This is a genomic window from Prosthecomicrobium pneumaticum (genome assembly GCF_014199915.1).
GTDB classification, from domain to species: domain Bacteria; phylum Pseudomonadota; class Alphaproteobacteria; order Rhizobiales; family Kaistiaceae; genus Prosthecomicrobium; species Prosthecomicrobium pneumaticum.
The window spans coordinates 187,002-200,928 of record NZ_JACHOO010000005.1 but is presented as its reverse complement, the minus strand read 5'-3'; the positions used below and the strand labels follow the sequence as shown (position 1 = coordinate 200,928).

Genomic DNA, 13,927 nt, shown 5'->3' with positions numbered 1-13,927 from the left:
GGCGCTCTCATCCGGTTCCGTTCGCCGGTGCGGCCATCGTCGGCCACCGTTTCGGGCACGCGGTGGCGGCCCCCCTCTCCCGCTTGCGGGAGAGGGCTTCCGGCCTTGGCGTCGCAGGGAGCGCAAGCGACCGAGACCCGTAGGCCGGAAGGGTGAGGGTGGCTCTTCTCGCCTGCCGAAGGAAGGCCCTCACCCTGCCCTCTCCCGCGGGGCGGGAGAGGGGTAGCCCGGCGGCGCTCTCATCCGGTTCCGTTCGCCGGTGCGGCCATCGTCGGCCACCGTTTCGGGCACGCGGTGGCGGCCCCCCTCTCCCGCTTGCGGGAGAGGGGAAGCCGGGCGGCGCTCTCATCCGTTTCCGTTCGCCGATCCGGCCATCTTCGGCCGCCATTTCCACGCGACCGACGCCGCCTCCCTCTCCCGCGAGCGAAGTCGGCTGCTGCCGACTTCGCCTTTTCCACGCTCGGCTCGGCAACAGCCGAGCCGAGTGGGGAGAGGGCTTCCGGCCTATGCCGCGAAGACGATCAGCAGGTCCTTGGCGTCGATCGGGCTGCCGGCCTTGACCAGCACCTCGGCGATCGTGCCGTCCCGGTCGGCGTGGAGCGCCGTCTCCATCTTCATCGCCTCGATCGACAGGAGCACGTCGCCCGCCTTGACCGCCTGGCCGGCGGCGACGGCGAGCGTCGAGACGATGCCCGGCATCGGCGCGGCGACATGGTTCGCATTGCCGTCCTCGGCCTTGCGGCGCGCCGTGCTCGCGGCCGCCGAAGAACGGTTCGGCACCTTGATGACGCGGGGCTGCCCGTTCAGCTCGAAGAAGACCTTGATCTGGCCCTCGACATCCGTCTCGCTGATCGCCTGCGTGCGGACCACCATGGTCTTGCCGCGCTCCAGCTCGACCATGATCTCCTCGCCGACCGGCAGGCCGTAGAAATAGACCGGGGTCGGCAGTACGGAGACCGGGCCGTAGGTGTCGCTCGCCTTCGCAAAATCGGTCCACACCTTCGGATACATGAGGTAGGCGGCGAGGGCGAAGTCGTCGACGTCGCCATTGCCCGCCTTCTCCTTCGCGGCGCGGCGTTCCGCCTCGAGATCGGCGGCGGGGATCAGCGCGCCGGGCCGGGCGGTCGAGCCCGCCTCGCCCTTCAGCACCTTCGCCTGGATGTCCTTCGGCCAGCCGCCGGGGGGCTGGCCGAGATCGCCGCGCATCATCTGCACGACCGAATCCGGGAAGGCGATGTCCTTCTTCGGATCGAGCACGTCGGCGGTCGAAAGGCCCGAGGACACCATCAGGAGGGCCATGTCTCCGACCACCTTCGAGGACGGCGTCACCTTGACGATATCGCCGAACATCCGGTTCACGTCGGCATAGGTCTGCGCCACCTCGTGCCAGCGTGTGTCGAGACCGAGCGAGCGGGCCTGCTCCTTCAGATTGGTGAACTGGCCGCCCGGCATCTCGTGCAGATAGACTTCCGAAGCGCCGGCCTTCAGGTCGCTTTCGAAGGCCCGGTACTGGGCGCGTACCGCCTCCCAGTAGAAGGAGATCCTGCGGATGGCGAGGCTGTCGAGCCCGGTATCGCGCTCGGTCCGCTTGAGCGCCTCGACGATCGAGCCGAGGCAGGGCTGCGAGGTGAGGCCGGACAGCGCGTCCATCGCCGCATCGACCGCGTCGACGCCGGCATCGACCGCGGCGAGCACGGTGGCGGCGGCGATGCCCGAGGTGTCGTGGGTGTGGAAGTGGATCGGCAGGTCGGTCTCCTGCCGCAGCGCGCCGATCAGCGCCTTCGCCGCGGCGGGCTTCAGCAGGCCCGCCATGTCCTTGAGGCCGATGATGTGGGCCCCCGCCGCCTCCAGCTCCTTCGCCAGCGCGACATAGTATTTGAGATCGTATTTCGCCCGGTCGGGATCGAGGATGTCGCCGGTGTAACAGATCGCCGCCTCGAGGACCCTGCCCTCCTCGCGCACCGCGTCCATCGAGACGCGCATGTTTTCGACCCAGTTCAGGCAATCGAAGACGCGGAAGACGTCGATGCCGCCCTGCGCCGCCTGGCGGACGAAGAACTTGACGACATTGTCGGCGTAATTGGTGTAGCCGACGCCGTTCGCCCCGCGCAGCAGCATCTGCAGCAGGATGTTCGGCGCCTTTTCGCGCACCAGCGCCAGCCGCTCCCAGGGATCCTCGGTGAGGAAGCGCATCGCGACGTCGAAGGTCGCGCCGCCCCAGCATTCGAGGCTGAAGAGGCCCGGCAGGCCGCGCGCATAGGATTCGGCGATCGCGGCGATGTCGTGCGTGCGCATGCGGGTGGCGAGCAGCGACTGGTGTGCGTCGCGCATCGTCGTGTCGGTGACGAGCACGCGGGTCTCCGCCCGCATCCACTTCGCGAGCGCCTCGGCGCCGTGCGCCTCGAGATATTGCTTGGTGCCGGGCGCCGGCTCGGCCGGGAAGTTCGGCACGACGACGGCGAGCGCGTCCTTCGACGGCTTCTCGCGGCCGCGCGTCTCGGGATGGCCGTTCACCGTCACGTCGGCGATATAGGTGAGGAGCTTGGTCGCGCGGTCGCGGCGCTTGCCCTGGCCGAACAGTTCCGGCGTCTCGTCGATGAAGCGGGTGGTGTAGGAATTGTCGCGGAATTTCGGATGACCGACGATCGCCTCCAGGAAGGCGAGATTGGTCGCGACGCCGCGGATGCGGAATTCGCGCAGTGCCCGGTTCATCCGGCGGATCGTCTCCTCGGCGGTGGGCGCCCAGGCGGTGACCTTCTCGAGCAGCGGATCGTAGAAGCGGGTGACCACCGCGCCCGAATAGGCGGTGCCGCCGTCGACGCGGATGCCGAAACCGAAGGCGCCGCGATAGGCGGTGATGCGGCCGTAATCGGGGATGAAATTGTTGTCCGGATCCTCGGTGGTGATGCGGCACTGCAGCGCGTGGCCGTTGAGCCGGATGCTCTCCTGCGCCGGCACGCCACTCTGCGGCGTGCCGATCGCCGCGCCTTCGGCGATCGCGATCTGCGCCTTGACGATATCGATGCCGGTGACCTGTTCGGTCACCGTGTGCTCGACCTGGATGCGCGGATTGACCTCGATGAAATAGAAGGCGCCGGTGTCGGAATCCATCAGGAACTCGACCGTGCCGGCGCCGTAATAGTCGGCCGCCCGGGCGATCTGCACGCCATAGCCGGTGATCTCGTCGCGCTCGCCCTGCGAAAGATAGGGGGCGGGGGCGCGCTCGACGACCTTCTGGTGGCGGCGCTGCACCGAACAGTCGCGCTCGAAGAGGTGGACGATCGTGCCGTGCCGGTCGCCGAGGATCTGCACCTCGACATGGCGGGCGCGCTCGACGAGCTTTTCGAGATAGACCTCGTCCTTGCCGAAGGCGGCGCGCGCCTCGCGCTTGGCGGTCAGCACCTCGCGCAGCAGGGTCTCCTCGTCGCGGATGACGCGCATGCCGCGACCGCCGCCGCCCCAGGAGGCCTTCAGCATGACCGGATAGCCGATCCGCTTCGCCTCCGCCTTCACCGTCTCCATGTCGTCGGGGAGCGGATCGGTCGCCGGCATCACCGGCACGCCGGCGGCGATGGCGAGATTGCGGGCCGCGACCTTGTTGCCGAGCATGCGCATCGTCGCCGGGCTCGGCCCGATGAAGACGATGCCGGCCTCGGCGCAGGCCTCGGCGAATTCCGGGCTCTCCGACAAGAGGCCGTAGCCGGGATGGATGGCGTCGACCTTCGCCTCGCGGGCGACGCGGATGATGTCGGCGATGTCGAGATAGGCCTCGATCGGGCCCTTGCCCTTGCCGACCTGATAGGCCTCGTCCGCCTTGAAGCGGTGGAGGGCGAGCTTGTCCTCCTCCGCATAGATCGCCACGGTCCGGAGCCCGAGCTCGTTTGCGGCGCGGAAGACGCGAATCGCGATCTCCGAGCGATTGGCGACCAGAAGGCTGTTGATCTTCACCATGTTTCCCGTCGGCCCCCGATGGAAACCCGTTTCCGGATCGAACTTAGCGGCATTGTGCAGGCGCGAACAAGCGCGCGCGAAACGGCTCGTGCGATGCAAGCTTCACGCCGCGGGAAGCGCACCCAGCCGTTCGAGGAGAGCCGGGGTGGCGATCACCGTGGCGCGCTCTTCCCGGGAGAGGAAGGAGATCGCTTCGGGCAGCGAGGTCGCCTCGCCGATGCGGGCGATGGCGAGCGCCTCGACGGCATCGACGGCGCCGCGCTTGCGCGCCGGAAGGGCGTCGACGAGCGCCAGATGGGCGGCTCTCGCCTGCGGATCGGCGGCGATCGCGGCGAGATCGGGCTTCGCGGCGACGGCCGCCTCATAGGCCGGCCGGGCGACGAAGGCGGCGTCGAGGATCGGCGGCCGCGCCGCCTCCTCGGGCGTGCGCAGGATGCCGATGCCGCGGAAGAAGGCACCGATGCGACGCGATCCGGTCGCCGAGGAGATCGGCACGGCGAGCAGCAGGCCGAGGATCGCCGGCGACAGCCAGGCGACGAGGATGAGCGAATCGAGCCAGGCGGCGAAGAGCAGTGCGATGCCCGACAGGACATGCCAGCGATGGCGCATCAGCACCTCCGCGATCGGCACGCCGCCATCGTCGCGCCGCTGCGGCTTCCAGCCGGTGTCGCGGCCGGTGATGATCGAGACGATGCAGCCGGTGTGGACCAGCATCATGATCGGTGCGACGAGCGCCGAGAGGACCACTTCGAACAGCACGCTGCCGATCAGGCGGCCGGTGCCGACCGCGCGGCGCGCCGCGCGGTCGCGCAGGAACACGAGGACGCCGAGGATCTTCGGCGTGAAGAGGACGAGGAGGGTGAGGCCGAAGAGGCGCAGCGCCCGCTCCGCGTCGATCACCGGCCAGGTCGGGAAGAGCTGGAACTCGTCGGAGAAGTACTCCGGCCGGATGAAATGCGCCTGCAGGGCGAGCGCGAGGCCGGCGAGGATCAGGAGCAGCCAGAAGGGCGAGGCGACATAGGAGCCGATGCCCATCATCAGATGCAGCCGGCTGATCCAGTGCAGGCCGCGGGCCGGCACCACGAGCATGTGCTGCAGATTGCCCTGGCACCAGCGGCGGTCGCGGATGGCGAGGTCGATGATGGTCGGCGGGCACTCCTCATAGGAGCCGGGCAGGTCGTCGGCGATCCGCACCGTCCAGCCGGCACGGCGGATCAGCGCCGCCTCGACGAAATCGTGGCTGAGAATATGGCCGCCGAGCGGCGGCTTGCCGGGCAGATCGGGCAGGCCGGCCGCCTCGATGAAGGCGCGGGTGCGGATGATCGCGTTGTGGCCCCAGTAATTGCCCTCGGACTGCGTCCACCAGGCGAGGCCGGAGCCGACGACCGGACCGTAGATGCGGGTGGCGAAGGCCTGGATGCGGGCGATCAGCGTCGTTCCACCGACGAGCGCCGGAATGGTCTGGATGAGGCCGGCATCGGGGTCCTCCTCCATCCGCCGGGTCAGCTCGACGATCGTCTCGGGTGCCATCAGGCTGTCGGCGTCGAGGACGAGCATGTGGTCGTAGGCGCTCGCCCAGCGGCGGCAGAAATCGGCGACGTTGCCGGCCTTGCGGGCGACGTTGCGGCGGCGGCGGCGATAGAAGATCTCGGCCTTGCCGGCGAGCCGCTCGCGCGCCGCGGCGACGGCCGCCTCCTCGGCGAGGGCGACCTCCGGATCGGTGGTGTCGGACAGCACGAACCAGTCATAGGCGGGGCCCTGGCCAAGGGCGTCGACGCCGAGCGCCATCGCCTCGATGGCGGCGAAGATGCGCGAGGGATCCTCGTTATAGGTCGGCATCACCATGGCGGTGCGGGTGCCGAGCGGGCCGGCGGGGGTGCGCGCCGCGCGGCCGAGGCGGCGCACGATCGCGAGGTAGCCGGCGATGCCGCTCGTGCAGGCGAGCGCGATCCAGCCGAAATTGATCGCGAAGAGGACGAGGACCAGGACCTCCACCGGGGTCAGCCCGGCGACGGCGAGCACCTGCTCCATCTCGTAGACGGCGAGGCCGACGAGGAGCACGGCGCTGCCGAGCACGAGAAAGCGGCGCAGGAAGGAGGAGCGCGAGCGCGCCCGGTCGGCGAAGCGGCGCCGGCGCCGGCGCGAGAAGCGCCAGAGCGACTGCGCCGGCATGTCGGCGCGCTGCTCCGGCGGCATGCCCGGCCGCGGCGGGCCGGGAAGGCGGCCTTCCGCCGGCGAATCCTCCGCCTCGGGCGCCGCGACCGCTTCGCCCCTGACCGGCAATCCGCTCGGGAAAGCGATCACAGCGTCCATCGATAGACCCAGGTCTCCGCGGGCCGGTCGTCGGGGAAGGTCATCTCGTTGCGCAGCTCGATCAGATTGGCGTCTTCCGGATCGAGTTCGAAGCTGACCCGCCAGCCCTCGGTGATGGTCGGGTTGGGGATGACGACGACATTGGCGATCTTGCCCTTCGAGGCCGTCACCTTGGCGGTCGGCGGGGGCGCCGGCCGGCCGTCGAGCGGGGCGACACAGCGATAGTCGACGACGAAGCGGCGGCGCGGATCGTTGCCGTCGATCGCGACGCGCCCGATGCGGGTCTCGTCGACCACCATGCCGCCGGCCTCGAAGGCCGGATCCCCGCCCCAGGAGAGGCGATAGGCGAAGGAGAACTCGCCGCCCGCGGCGATCGGCTCGCTCGGCGCCCAATAGGCGACGATGTTGTCGTGGATCTCGGAGTTGGTCGGGATCTCGACCAGGGTGACGAAGCCGCGGCCCCAGTCGCCGACCGGCTCGACCCACAGGCTCGGCCGGCGCTCGTAACCCGCCTCGAGGTCCTGGTAGCTCGTATAGTCGCGGTCGCGCTGCAGGAGACCGAAGCCGCGCGGGCCGACATCGACGAAGGCGGAGATCTGCAGATCGGCCGGGTTGGCGAGCGGACGCCACAGCCGTTCGCCGCGGCCGTTCAACATCAGCAGGCCGTCGGAATCGTGCACCTCGGGCCGGAAGTCGTCAATGCCGGCGCGGTCGTTGGGGCCGAAATAGTACATGCTCGTGCCCGGTGCGAAGCCGATCTTGGTCAGATCCGCGCGGGCGAAAAGCGTCGTCTCGACATCGATCACCGTCGGCATGCCGGGCCGCACGGTGAAGCGATAGGCGCCGGAAACGCTCGGGCTGTCGAGGAGCGCATGGATGACGATGGTCTCGGAGGCGACGACCGGCGTCTCGACCCAGAAGGCGCGGAAGATCGGGAACTCCTCGCCCTGCGCATCGGCGGTCTTGAGCGCGAGGCCGCGGGCGGAGATGCCGTAGACCTGGCCGCGGCCGAGCGAGCGGAAATAGCTCGCGCCCTGGAAGACGAGCACCTCGTCGTAATAATCCGGCCGATTGATCGTGCCGTGCACGCGCAGGCCGGAGAAGCCCAGGTCGCTGTTCGGAATGCCCTTCGGCACCAGCGGGCCGAAATCGAACAGCTCGGTCGAATAGGGGAAGTGCCTCGCCTGGCCATCGGCGACGATGGCGATCTCGACCGGCTCCTTGAAATAGAAGCCCGGGTGGAAGAGCTGGAGCTGGAAGGGCAGCCGGTCGTTCCGCCAGATCGCCGCGTCCGGCTTGAAGCGGATGTCGCGATACTGGTCATAGGTGAGGTTCTGCAGCACGTCCGGCAGGCGCGATTCGGGCGCTGCGAACGGCTCGCGCGCCAGACGGCGGGCGATTTCGGTCACGGTCGAGCGGTTGAATGCTCCGTCCACCGCATATTGCGCCGCAGCAGGACGATCCTGCGCGGCCGCGAAGGGCACGGGGAAGCCGGCCGCTGCGAGCGTCGCCGCGGCGGCGGAGGACGCCAGGAGACGGCGGCGCGTGAGGCTGGTCGAGGGCGTTGTCATGTCTTCCGTGGCTTCGGCCTGAGCGCGGCGAACGTTCAATAAGCGATGGTGATGAAGGTTGCACCAACCGTGCCCACCTAGCCGATTTGACCGGGCGGGTCGACTGGCGGGCGCCCGTCCTCCGGCGGCGCAGCCCGGGCCGCCGCCCCCGGCGGGCAACTGGGCGGACAAAGCGATCGAGACGACGGAGAGTGTAGCGTCATTTTTGCGCTTGCGAAGTGGTCCCGGCGCGCGCCGCGGGCCATTTTCGTGTCCGCCGCCGCAGCATGACAAGCCGGATATCGGGCTTTAGGATGGCGCCGCTTCGGGAGGTCGCGGTGATCACGGTATTCGGCTCCATCAACATCGATCTGGTCTGTCGGGTCGAGGCGCTGCCGCGCCCCGGCGAGACCGTCAAGGGCTCGGACTATCGGCTGATCCCGGGCGGCAAGGGTGCCAACCAGGCGCTCGCGGCGCGCCGCGCCGGCGCGGCCGTGCGCATGGTCGGCGCGGTGGGCCGCGACGACATGGCGGCGGCCGCGCTCGCGGAACTGTCTGCGGCTGGCGTCGACCTTTCCGCGGTCGCCACCGAAGGCACGACGAGCGGCATGGCGATCATCACCGTCGACCGGCACGGCGAGAACACGATCGTCATCGCCCCCGGCAGCAATGCGCGGCTAACCGCCGCGGCGCTGCCGGAGGGCGCCTTCGCGCCCGGCGACACGCTGATGCTGCAGATGGAGGTGCCGTGGGCCGAGGCGGAGGCGGTCGCACGCCGCGCCAAGGCGGAAGGCGCGCGGGTGATGCTGTCGATCGCCCCCTTCACGCCGCTCGACCGCGACGCCTTCGCGGCGGTCGACATGATCCTCGTCAACGAGGGCGAGGCGGATGCGCTCGCCCGCCATCACGCCATTCCGGAAGCGGGGCTCGAGACGCGCATCCGGGCGCTCGCCGCCGAACTCGACCGCACCCTCGTCGTCACCCGCGGCGCCGAGGGCGCGCTCGCCGCGACCGCGGATGGCGGGTTCTGGAGCCTGCCCTCGATGCCGGTGACGCCGGTCGACACGACGGGCGCGGGCGATACCTTCGCCGGCGTGCTCGCCGCGCTGCTCGACGAGGGCGCCGATCTCGCGGCGGCGCTGCGCCATGCGGTGGTCGCGGGCGCGCTCGCCTGCACGAAGGAGGGTGCGCAGCCGAGCTTTCCGCAGCGCGCCGAGATCGAGATCGCGCTCGCCGGCATTGCGCCGGCGTCGTGACTTCACCATCATTCTAAGGTAACCGGGGGCGATCAGCCCGGTGCGCCGCTTGCCGTCGCGATCTGGTTCTTGTCGATAAAAAACAGACGATGGGTTTCGCCTCATGACCGACCTCGCCACCCCGCCGGCCGCCGCCCGGTCCTCGACCCCGCGCGTGCTGCGGCTCCATGCCGACGACAATGTGATCGTGGCGATCGACACCATCATGCCGGGCGGTGTCGCCGAGGGCGTGACCGCGTCGGAGCGCATTCCGAAGGGCCACAAGATGGCGGTGCGCGGCATCCCGGAAGGCGGGCCGGTGCTGAAGTTCGGCCAGATCATCGGCTTCGCGAAGGCGGGCATCGCACCCGGCGCCTGGATCCACGAGCACAATTGCGGCATGCACGATTTCGACCGCGACTACCGCTTCGCGGAAGGCGCGCGCGACGACGGCCTGGTTCCCGAGGCCGAGCGGCGCACCTTCGAGGGCTATCGCCGCTCGAACGGCAAGGTCGGCACGCGCAACTATATCGGCATCCTGACGAGCGTGAACTGCTCGGCGACCGTCGCCCGGTTCATCGCGGAACAGTTCAACACCCGCGGCCTGCTCGACGCCTTCCCCAATGTCGACGGCGTCGTCTCCTTCGTGCACGGCACGGGCTGCGGCATGGGCGGCTCGGGCGAGGGCTATGAGACGCTCGAGCGTACCCAGTGGGGCTATGCGAACCACCCCAACCTCGCCGGCGTGCTCGTCGTCGGGCTGGGCTGCGAGGTGTTCCAGATCCCCCGCCTCGTCAAGCAGTACGGCCTGTCGGAGCACGAGGGCTTCCGCACCATGACGATCCAGGAGACCGGCGGCACCCGCAAGACGGTCGAGCACGGCATCGCGATGATCAAGGAGATGCTGCCGGCGGCGAATGCGGCGCGGCGCACCAGCATTCCGGTCGCCGAGATCAAGCTCGGCCTGCAGTGCGGCGGCTCGGACGGCTATTCCGGCATCACCGCCAATCCGGCGCTCGGCCACGCCTCCGACCTGCTCGTCAGGGAGGGCGCGACCACCGTGCTCTCCGAGACGCCGGAGATCTACGGCGCCGAGCATCTGCTCACCCGCCGCGCGGCTGACCGGGCGGTCGGCGAGAAGCTCGTCGACCTGATCAAATGGTGGGAAGACTATACCGAGCGCAACCAGGGCGAGATGAACAACAACCCCTCGCCGGGCAACAAGGCGGGCGGCCTCACCACCATTCTCGAGAAGTCGCTCGGCGCGGCGGCGAAGGGCGGCACGGCGACGCTGCGCGGCGTCTACAAATATGCCGAGCCGATCACCACGCACGGCTTCGTCTATATGGACAGCCCCGGCTACGACCCGGCCTCGGTGACCGGTCAGATCGCCTCGGGCTGCAACATGATCGCCTTCACGACGGGCCGCGGCTCGGCGGCCGGCTACAAGCCGACCCCCTCGATCAAGCTCGCCACCAACAGCGACCTCTATGCCCGCATGACCGAGGACATGGACGTCAATTGCGGCGACATCCTCGACGGCGTCTCGATCGAGGCGAAGGGCCGCGAGATCTTCGAGAAGATCATCGCCGTCGCCTCGGGCGAGAAGTCGAAGTCGGAAGCGCTCGGCTATGGCGATGCGGAGTTCGTGCCCTGGCAGATCGGCGCGGTGATGTGACGACGGCGGGCGGCCCGGCCTCCTCTCCCGCCGTCGGGCCGCCCTCCGTGCCGGGGTGACGGATGCTCTGGCGGGGGCGCGCCTCCGGCTGCGGCGTCTTCACCCCCCACCCCGACCCTCCCCCACAAGGGGTGAGGGAGGCGGCCGCTCCCGGATCGCGTGCTGCCGTTCTTCGAGCATGCCCCTCCAACCGTCATGCCGGCCTTCGTGCCGGCATCCATAACCGTGCGGGTCGGCGGTGTGGGAGCGGTCCTCTCCACCCGTCACCCCGGCGGAAGCCGGAGTCCATCGCACCGGGCCGGCTCGCGCGTTCCGAGAGGGTTGCCCGACTTGACGGGTCCCGGGTCTCGCCTTCGCCTCGCCCGGGACGACGGGTGCGGAGTGGCGGCGGGCGCTCCGGTAGCCCGGCGTCACGATTATGGACCCCGGCACGGAGGCCGGGGTGACGGGGGTTCTCGGGGAGCCGGAGCTTCGCCTGCGGCGGTGTCACCCCCCAACCCCACGGCCCTCCCGGAAAAGGGGGAGGGAGGCTGCCGCTCCCGGATCGCGTGCTGCCGTTCCTCGAACAGCCCCCTCCGCCCGTCATGCCGGCCTTCGTGCCGGCATCCATAATCGTGCGGGTCGGCGCCTCTGGCAGGTCCGCCCCCTCCGTCATTCCCGCGGAGGCGGGGATCCCTGAAACAGAGGGCGGGTCGGCCTGAGGGATGCCCGCCGACGCGAGGACGACGGGCTGTGGGGCGGCGGTGGCGGTGTGCAGTTTCCCTCCCCCCTTGTGGGGGAGGGCCAGGGTGGGGGGTGGCTGGGAGCGGCGCTCGGGCCGCTGCCCCGCGTCACGATTATGGACCCCGGCACGGAGGCCGGGGTGACGGCCCTTGGTGAGAGGGCCGGGCCTCGGGCCGCCGCCGTCAGGGGAGAGGCGCCCGCCTTCACATGAAACTCTGCGGGTCGATGTCGACCTGGACACGGACGCCGCCGCGCGGCGGTTCGGCGCGGGCGAGCCAGGCGCGGATATAGCCCTGCAGGTCGGCGGCGCGCGGCGCCTGGACGAGCAGGCGGAAGCGGTGGCGGCCGCGCACCACGGCGAGCGGCGCCTCCGACGGGCCGAGCACCAGGATCGGCCCGCCCTCCTCCGCGGCACGGCGGAGCGCCGTCGCATAGCCATGGGCCGAGGCCCGGTCGTCGCCCGAGACGACGATGCCGGCGAGCCGGCCGAAAGGCGGCAATTGGGTGCGCCGCCGCTCGGCGATCTCGCGCGCATAGAACGCCTCGCGGTCGCCGGCGACGATCGCCGCGATCACCGGATGTTCGGGCGCATAGGTCTGGACGAGCGCCCGGCTCTCGCCGCCGGCGCGACCGGCACGGCCGGTCACCTGGGCGAGCAGCTGGAAGGTCCGCTCGGCGGCGCGCGGATCGCCATGGGCGAGGCCGATATCGGCATCGACGACGCCGACGAGCGACAGGAGCGGGAAATTGTGCCCCTTCGCGACGAGCTGCGTGCCGATCACGATGTCGACCCCGCCGGTGCGGATCGCCTCCAATTGCTGGCGCATCTCGCGGACGCCGAAGAGATCGCTCGACAGCACGGTGATCCGCGCCTCGGGCAGGAGCGCCGCCGCCTCCTCGGCGATCCGCTCGACGCCGGGGCCGCAGGCGACGAGGCTGTCTTCCGCGTCGCAGTTCGGGCAGCGGTCCGGCCGCCGCTCGCTGTGGCCGCAATGATGGCAGGCGAGCACGCCGCGGAAGCGGTGCTCGACGAGCCAGGTCGAGCAGTTCGGGCACTGGAAGCGGTGGCCGCAGGCGCGGCAGAGGGTCAGCGGGGCGTAGCCGCGGCGGTTGAGGAAGAGGAGGCTCTGCGCCTTCGCCGCCAGCGTCTCGGCGAGCGCCGTCGCGAGCACGGGCGAGAGGAAGCGGCCGCGCTCGGGCGAATCGCGCCGCATGTCGACGGCACGGATCTCGGGGAGCCGTGCGGCGGCGAAGCGGCCCTTCAGCTCGATCCGCGTGTAGCGGCCGGCGTCGGCGTTGACCCGGCTCTCGATCGAGGGGGTCGCCGAGGAGAGCACGACGGGGAAGCCGGCGATATGGCCGCGCACGATCGCCATGTCGCGGGCGTGATAGCTGACGCCCTCGTCCTGCTTGTAGACCGCGTCGTGCTCCTCGTCGACGACGATCAGGCCGAGCGCGGAGAAGGGCAGGAAGAGCGCCGAGCGGGCGCCGGCGACCGCCCGGATCGAGCCGTCGGCGACGCCGCGCCAGACCCGCTCGCGGCTCTTCGCGGGCACCTCGGAGTGCCATTCGGCCGGCCGCGCACCGAAGCGACGGGCGAAACGGTCGAGGAAATCGCCGGTGAGCGCGATCTCGGGCAGGAGGACGAGCGCCTGCCCTCCCTTGCGCAGCGTCGCCGCGATCGCCTCGAAATAGACCTCGGTCTTGCCCGAGCCGGTGACGCCGTCGACGAGGCTGACCGAATAGCCGCCGGTGCCGATCGCCGCCATCAGCGCATCGGCGGCGGCACGCTGCTCCGGGCCGAGCGGCCGGGCGCCGTGATCGGGATCGGGCGGGGCGACGGCGGGCGGCGGCTTCACGGCGACGAGGCCGAGCGTTCCCGCGGCGACGAGGCCGTCGACGACGCCGGGCGAAACGCCGGCGGCGGCGGCGAGCGCCGCCTTCGACCGGGGCGGGCCGGCGCCGAGCGCGGCGAGCACTTTTTCGCGCGCCGGCGTCAGCCGTTCCGGCGGCGGGCCGATGCGGGCGAGAAGCGCCAGCGCCCGCTCCGCCTCGAGCGCCTGGGGGCTGCGCAGCACCATGCGCAGCACCATGCCGCGCGGATTGAGCGTATAGGCGGCGACCCAGTCGACGAAGGCGCGCAGCGACCGCTCGAGCGGGGCGGCATCGTAGCGATGCGCCACCGGCCGCAGCCGGTTATGGCCGACCGAGCCATCGACCGGATCGTCCCACACGGCGCCGAGAACCGTGCGCGGGCCGAGCGGCACGGCGACGATATCGCCCGGCGCGAGCGCCATGCCCGGCGGGACGCGGTACGTGTAACAGGTGTCGACCGCGACCGGCACGAGCACCGAGACGGTCGGCACGTCCAAAGCCTGCTCCTCTTTCGCCCTTGATCCGGGCTGACGATGGCCCCCATTTCGGATAAAGGAAAGCCCGATAGGAAACGACCGGCCGCGCAGGCCCAAGGAGCACAA

Annotated in this window: 6 protein-coding genes; 2 read left to right on the top strand and 4 right to left on the bottom strand. The window is 70.5% G+C overall.

Annotated elements, in window-relative coordinates:
- Positions 1–504: 504 nt before the first annotated feature.
- From pyc to GGQ63_RS13145, 3 genes are all read right to left on the bottom strand, one after another.
- Positions 505–3,951, bottom strand: a complete 3,447-nt coding sequence (gene pyc / locus GGQ63_RS13155) for a pyruvate carboxylase (RefSeq protein ID WP_183856563.1) — start codon at positions 3,949–3,951, stop codon at positions 505–507.
- Positions 3,952–4,053: 102 nt separating this feature from the next.
- Positions 4,054–6,264 (bottom strand): glucans biosynthesis glucosyltransferase MdoH, encoded by a 2,211-nt coding sequence (gene mdoH, locus GGQ63_RS13150; RefSeq protein ID WP_210308500.1) that lies wholly within the window; start codon positions 6,262–6,264, stop codon positions 4,054–4,056.
- The gene (locus GGQ63_RS13145; protein ID WP_183856561.1) at positions 6,252–7,835 is read right to left on the bottom strand and encodes an OpgD/OpgG family glucan biosynthesis protein; all 1,584 of its coding nucleotides are present in this window, start codon (positions 7,833–7,835) and stop codon (positions 6,252–6,254) included. Before GGQ63_RS13145 ends, mdoH begins: the two co-directional genes overlap by 13 nt.
- A 317-nt stretch (positions 7,836–8,152) precedes the next feature.
- Between GGQ63_RS13145 and GGQ63_RS13140 the strand changes: the two genes are divergently transcribed.
- Positions 8,153–9,070 (top strand): PfkB family carbohydrate kinase, encoded by a 918-nt coding sequence (locus GGQ63_RS13140; protein ID WP_183856559.1) that lies wholly within the window; start codon positions 8,153–8,155, stop codon positions 9,068–9,070.
- A 103-nt stretch (positions 9,071–9,173) separates the two neighbouring features.
- Positions 9,174–10,727 carry a UxaA family hydrolase gene (locus GGQ63_RS13135; RefSeq protein ID WP_183856557.1) on the top strand — a complete coding sequence of 518 codons (1,554 nt, stop codon included), beginning with the start codon at positions 9,174–9,176 and terminating at the stop codon, positions 10,725–10,727.
- Positions 10,728–11,653: 926 nt separating this feature from the next.
- Here GGQ63_RS13135 and GGQ63_RS13130 read toward each other — a convergent pair.
- Complete coding sequence (locus GGQ63_RS13130) at positions 11,654–13,822, bottom strand: primosomal protein N' (RefSeq protein WP_246429774.1); 2,169 nt, start codon at positions 13,820–13,822, stop codon at positions 11,654–11,656.
- Positions 13,823–13,927: the final 105 nt, after the last annotated feature.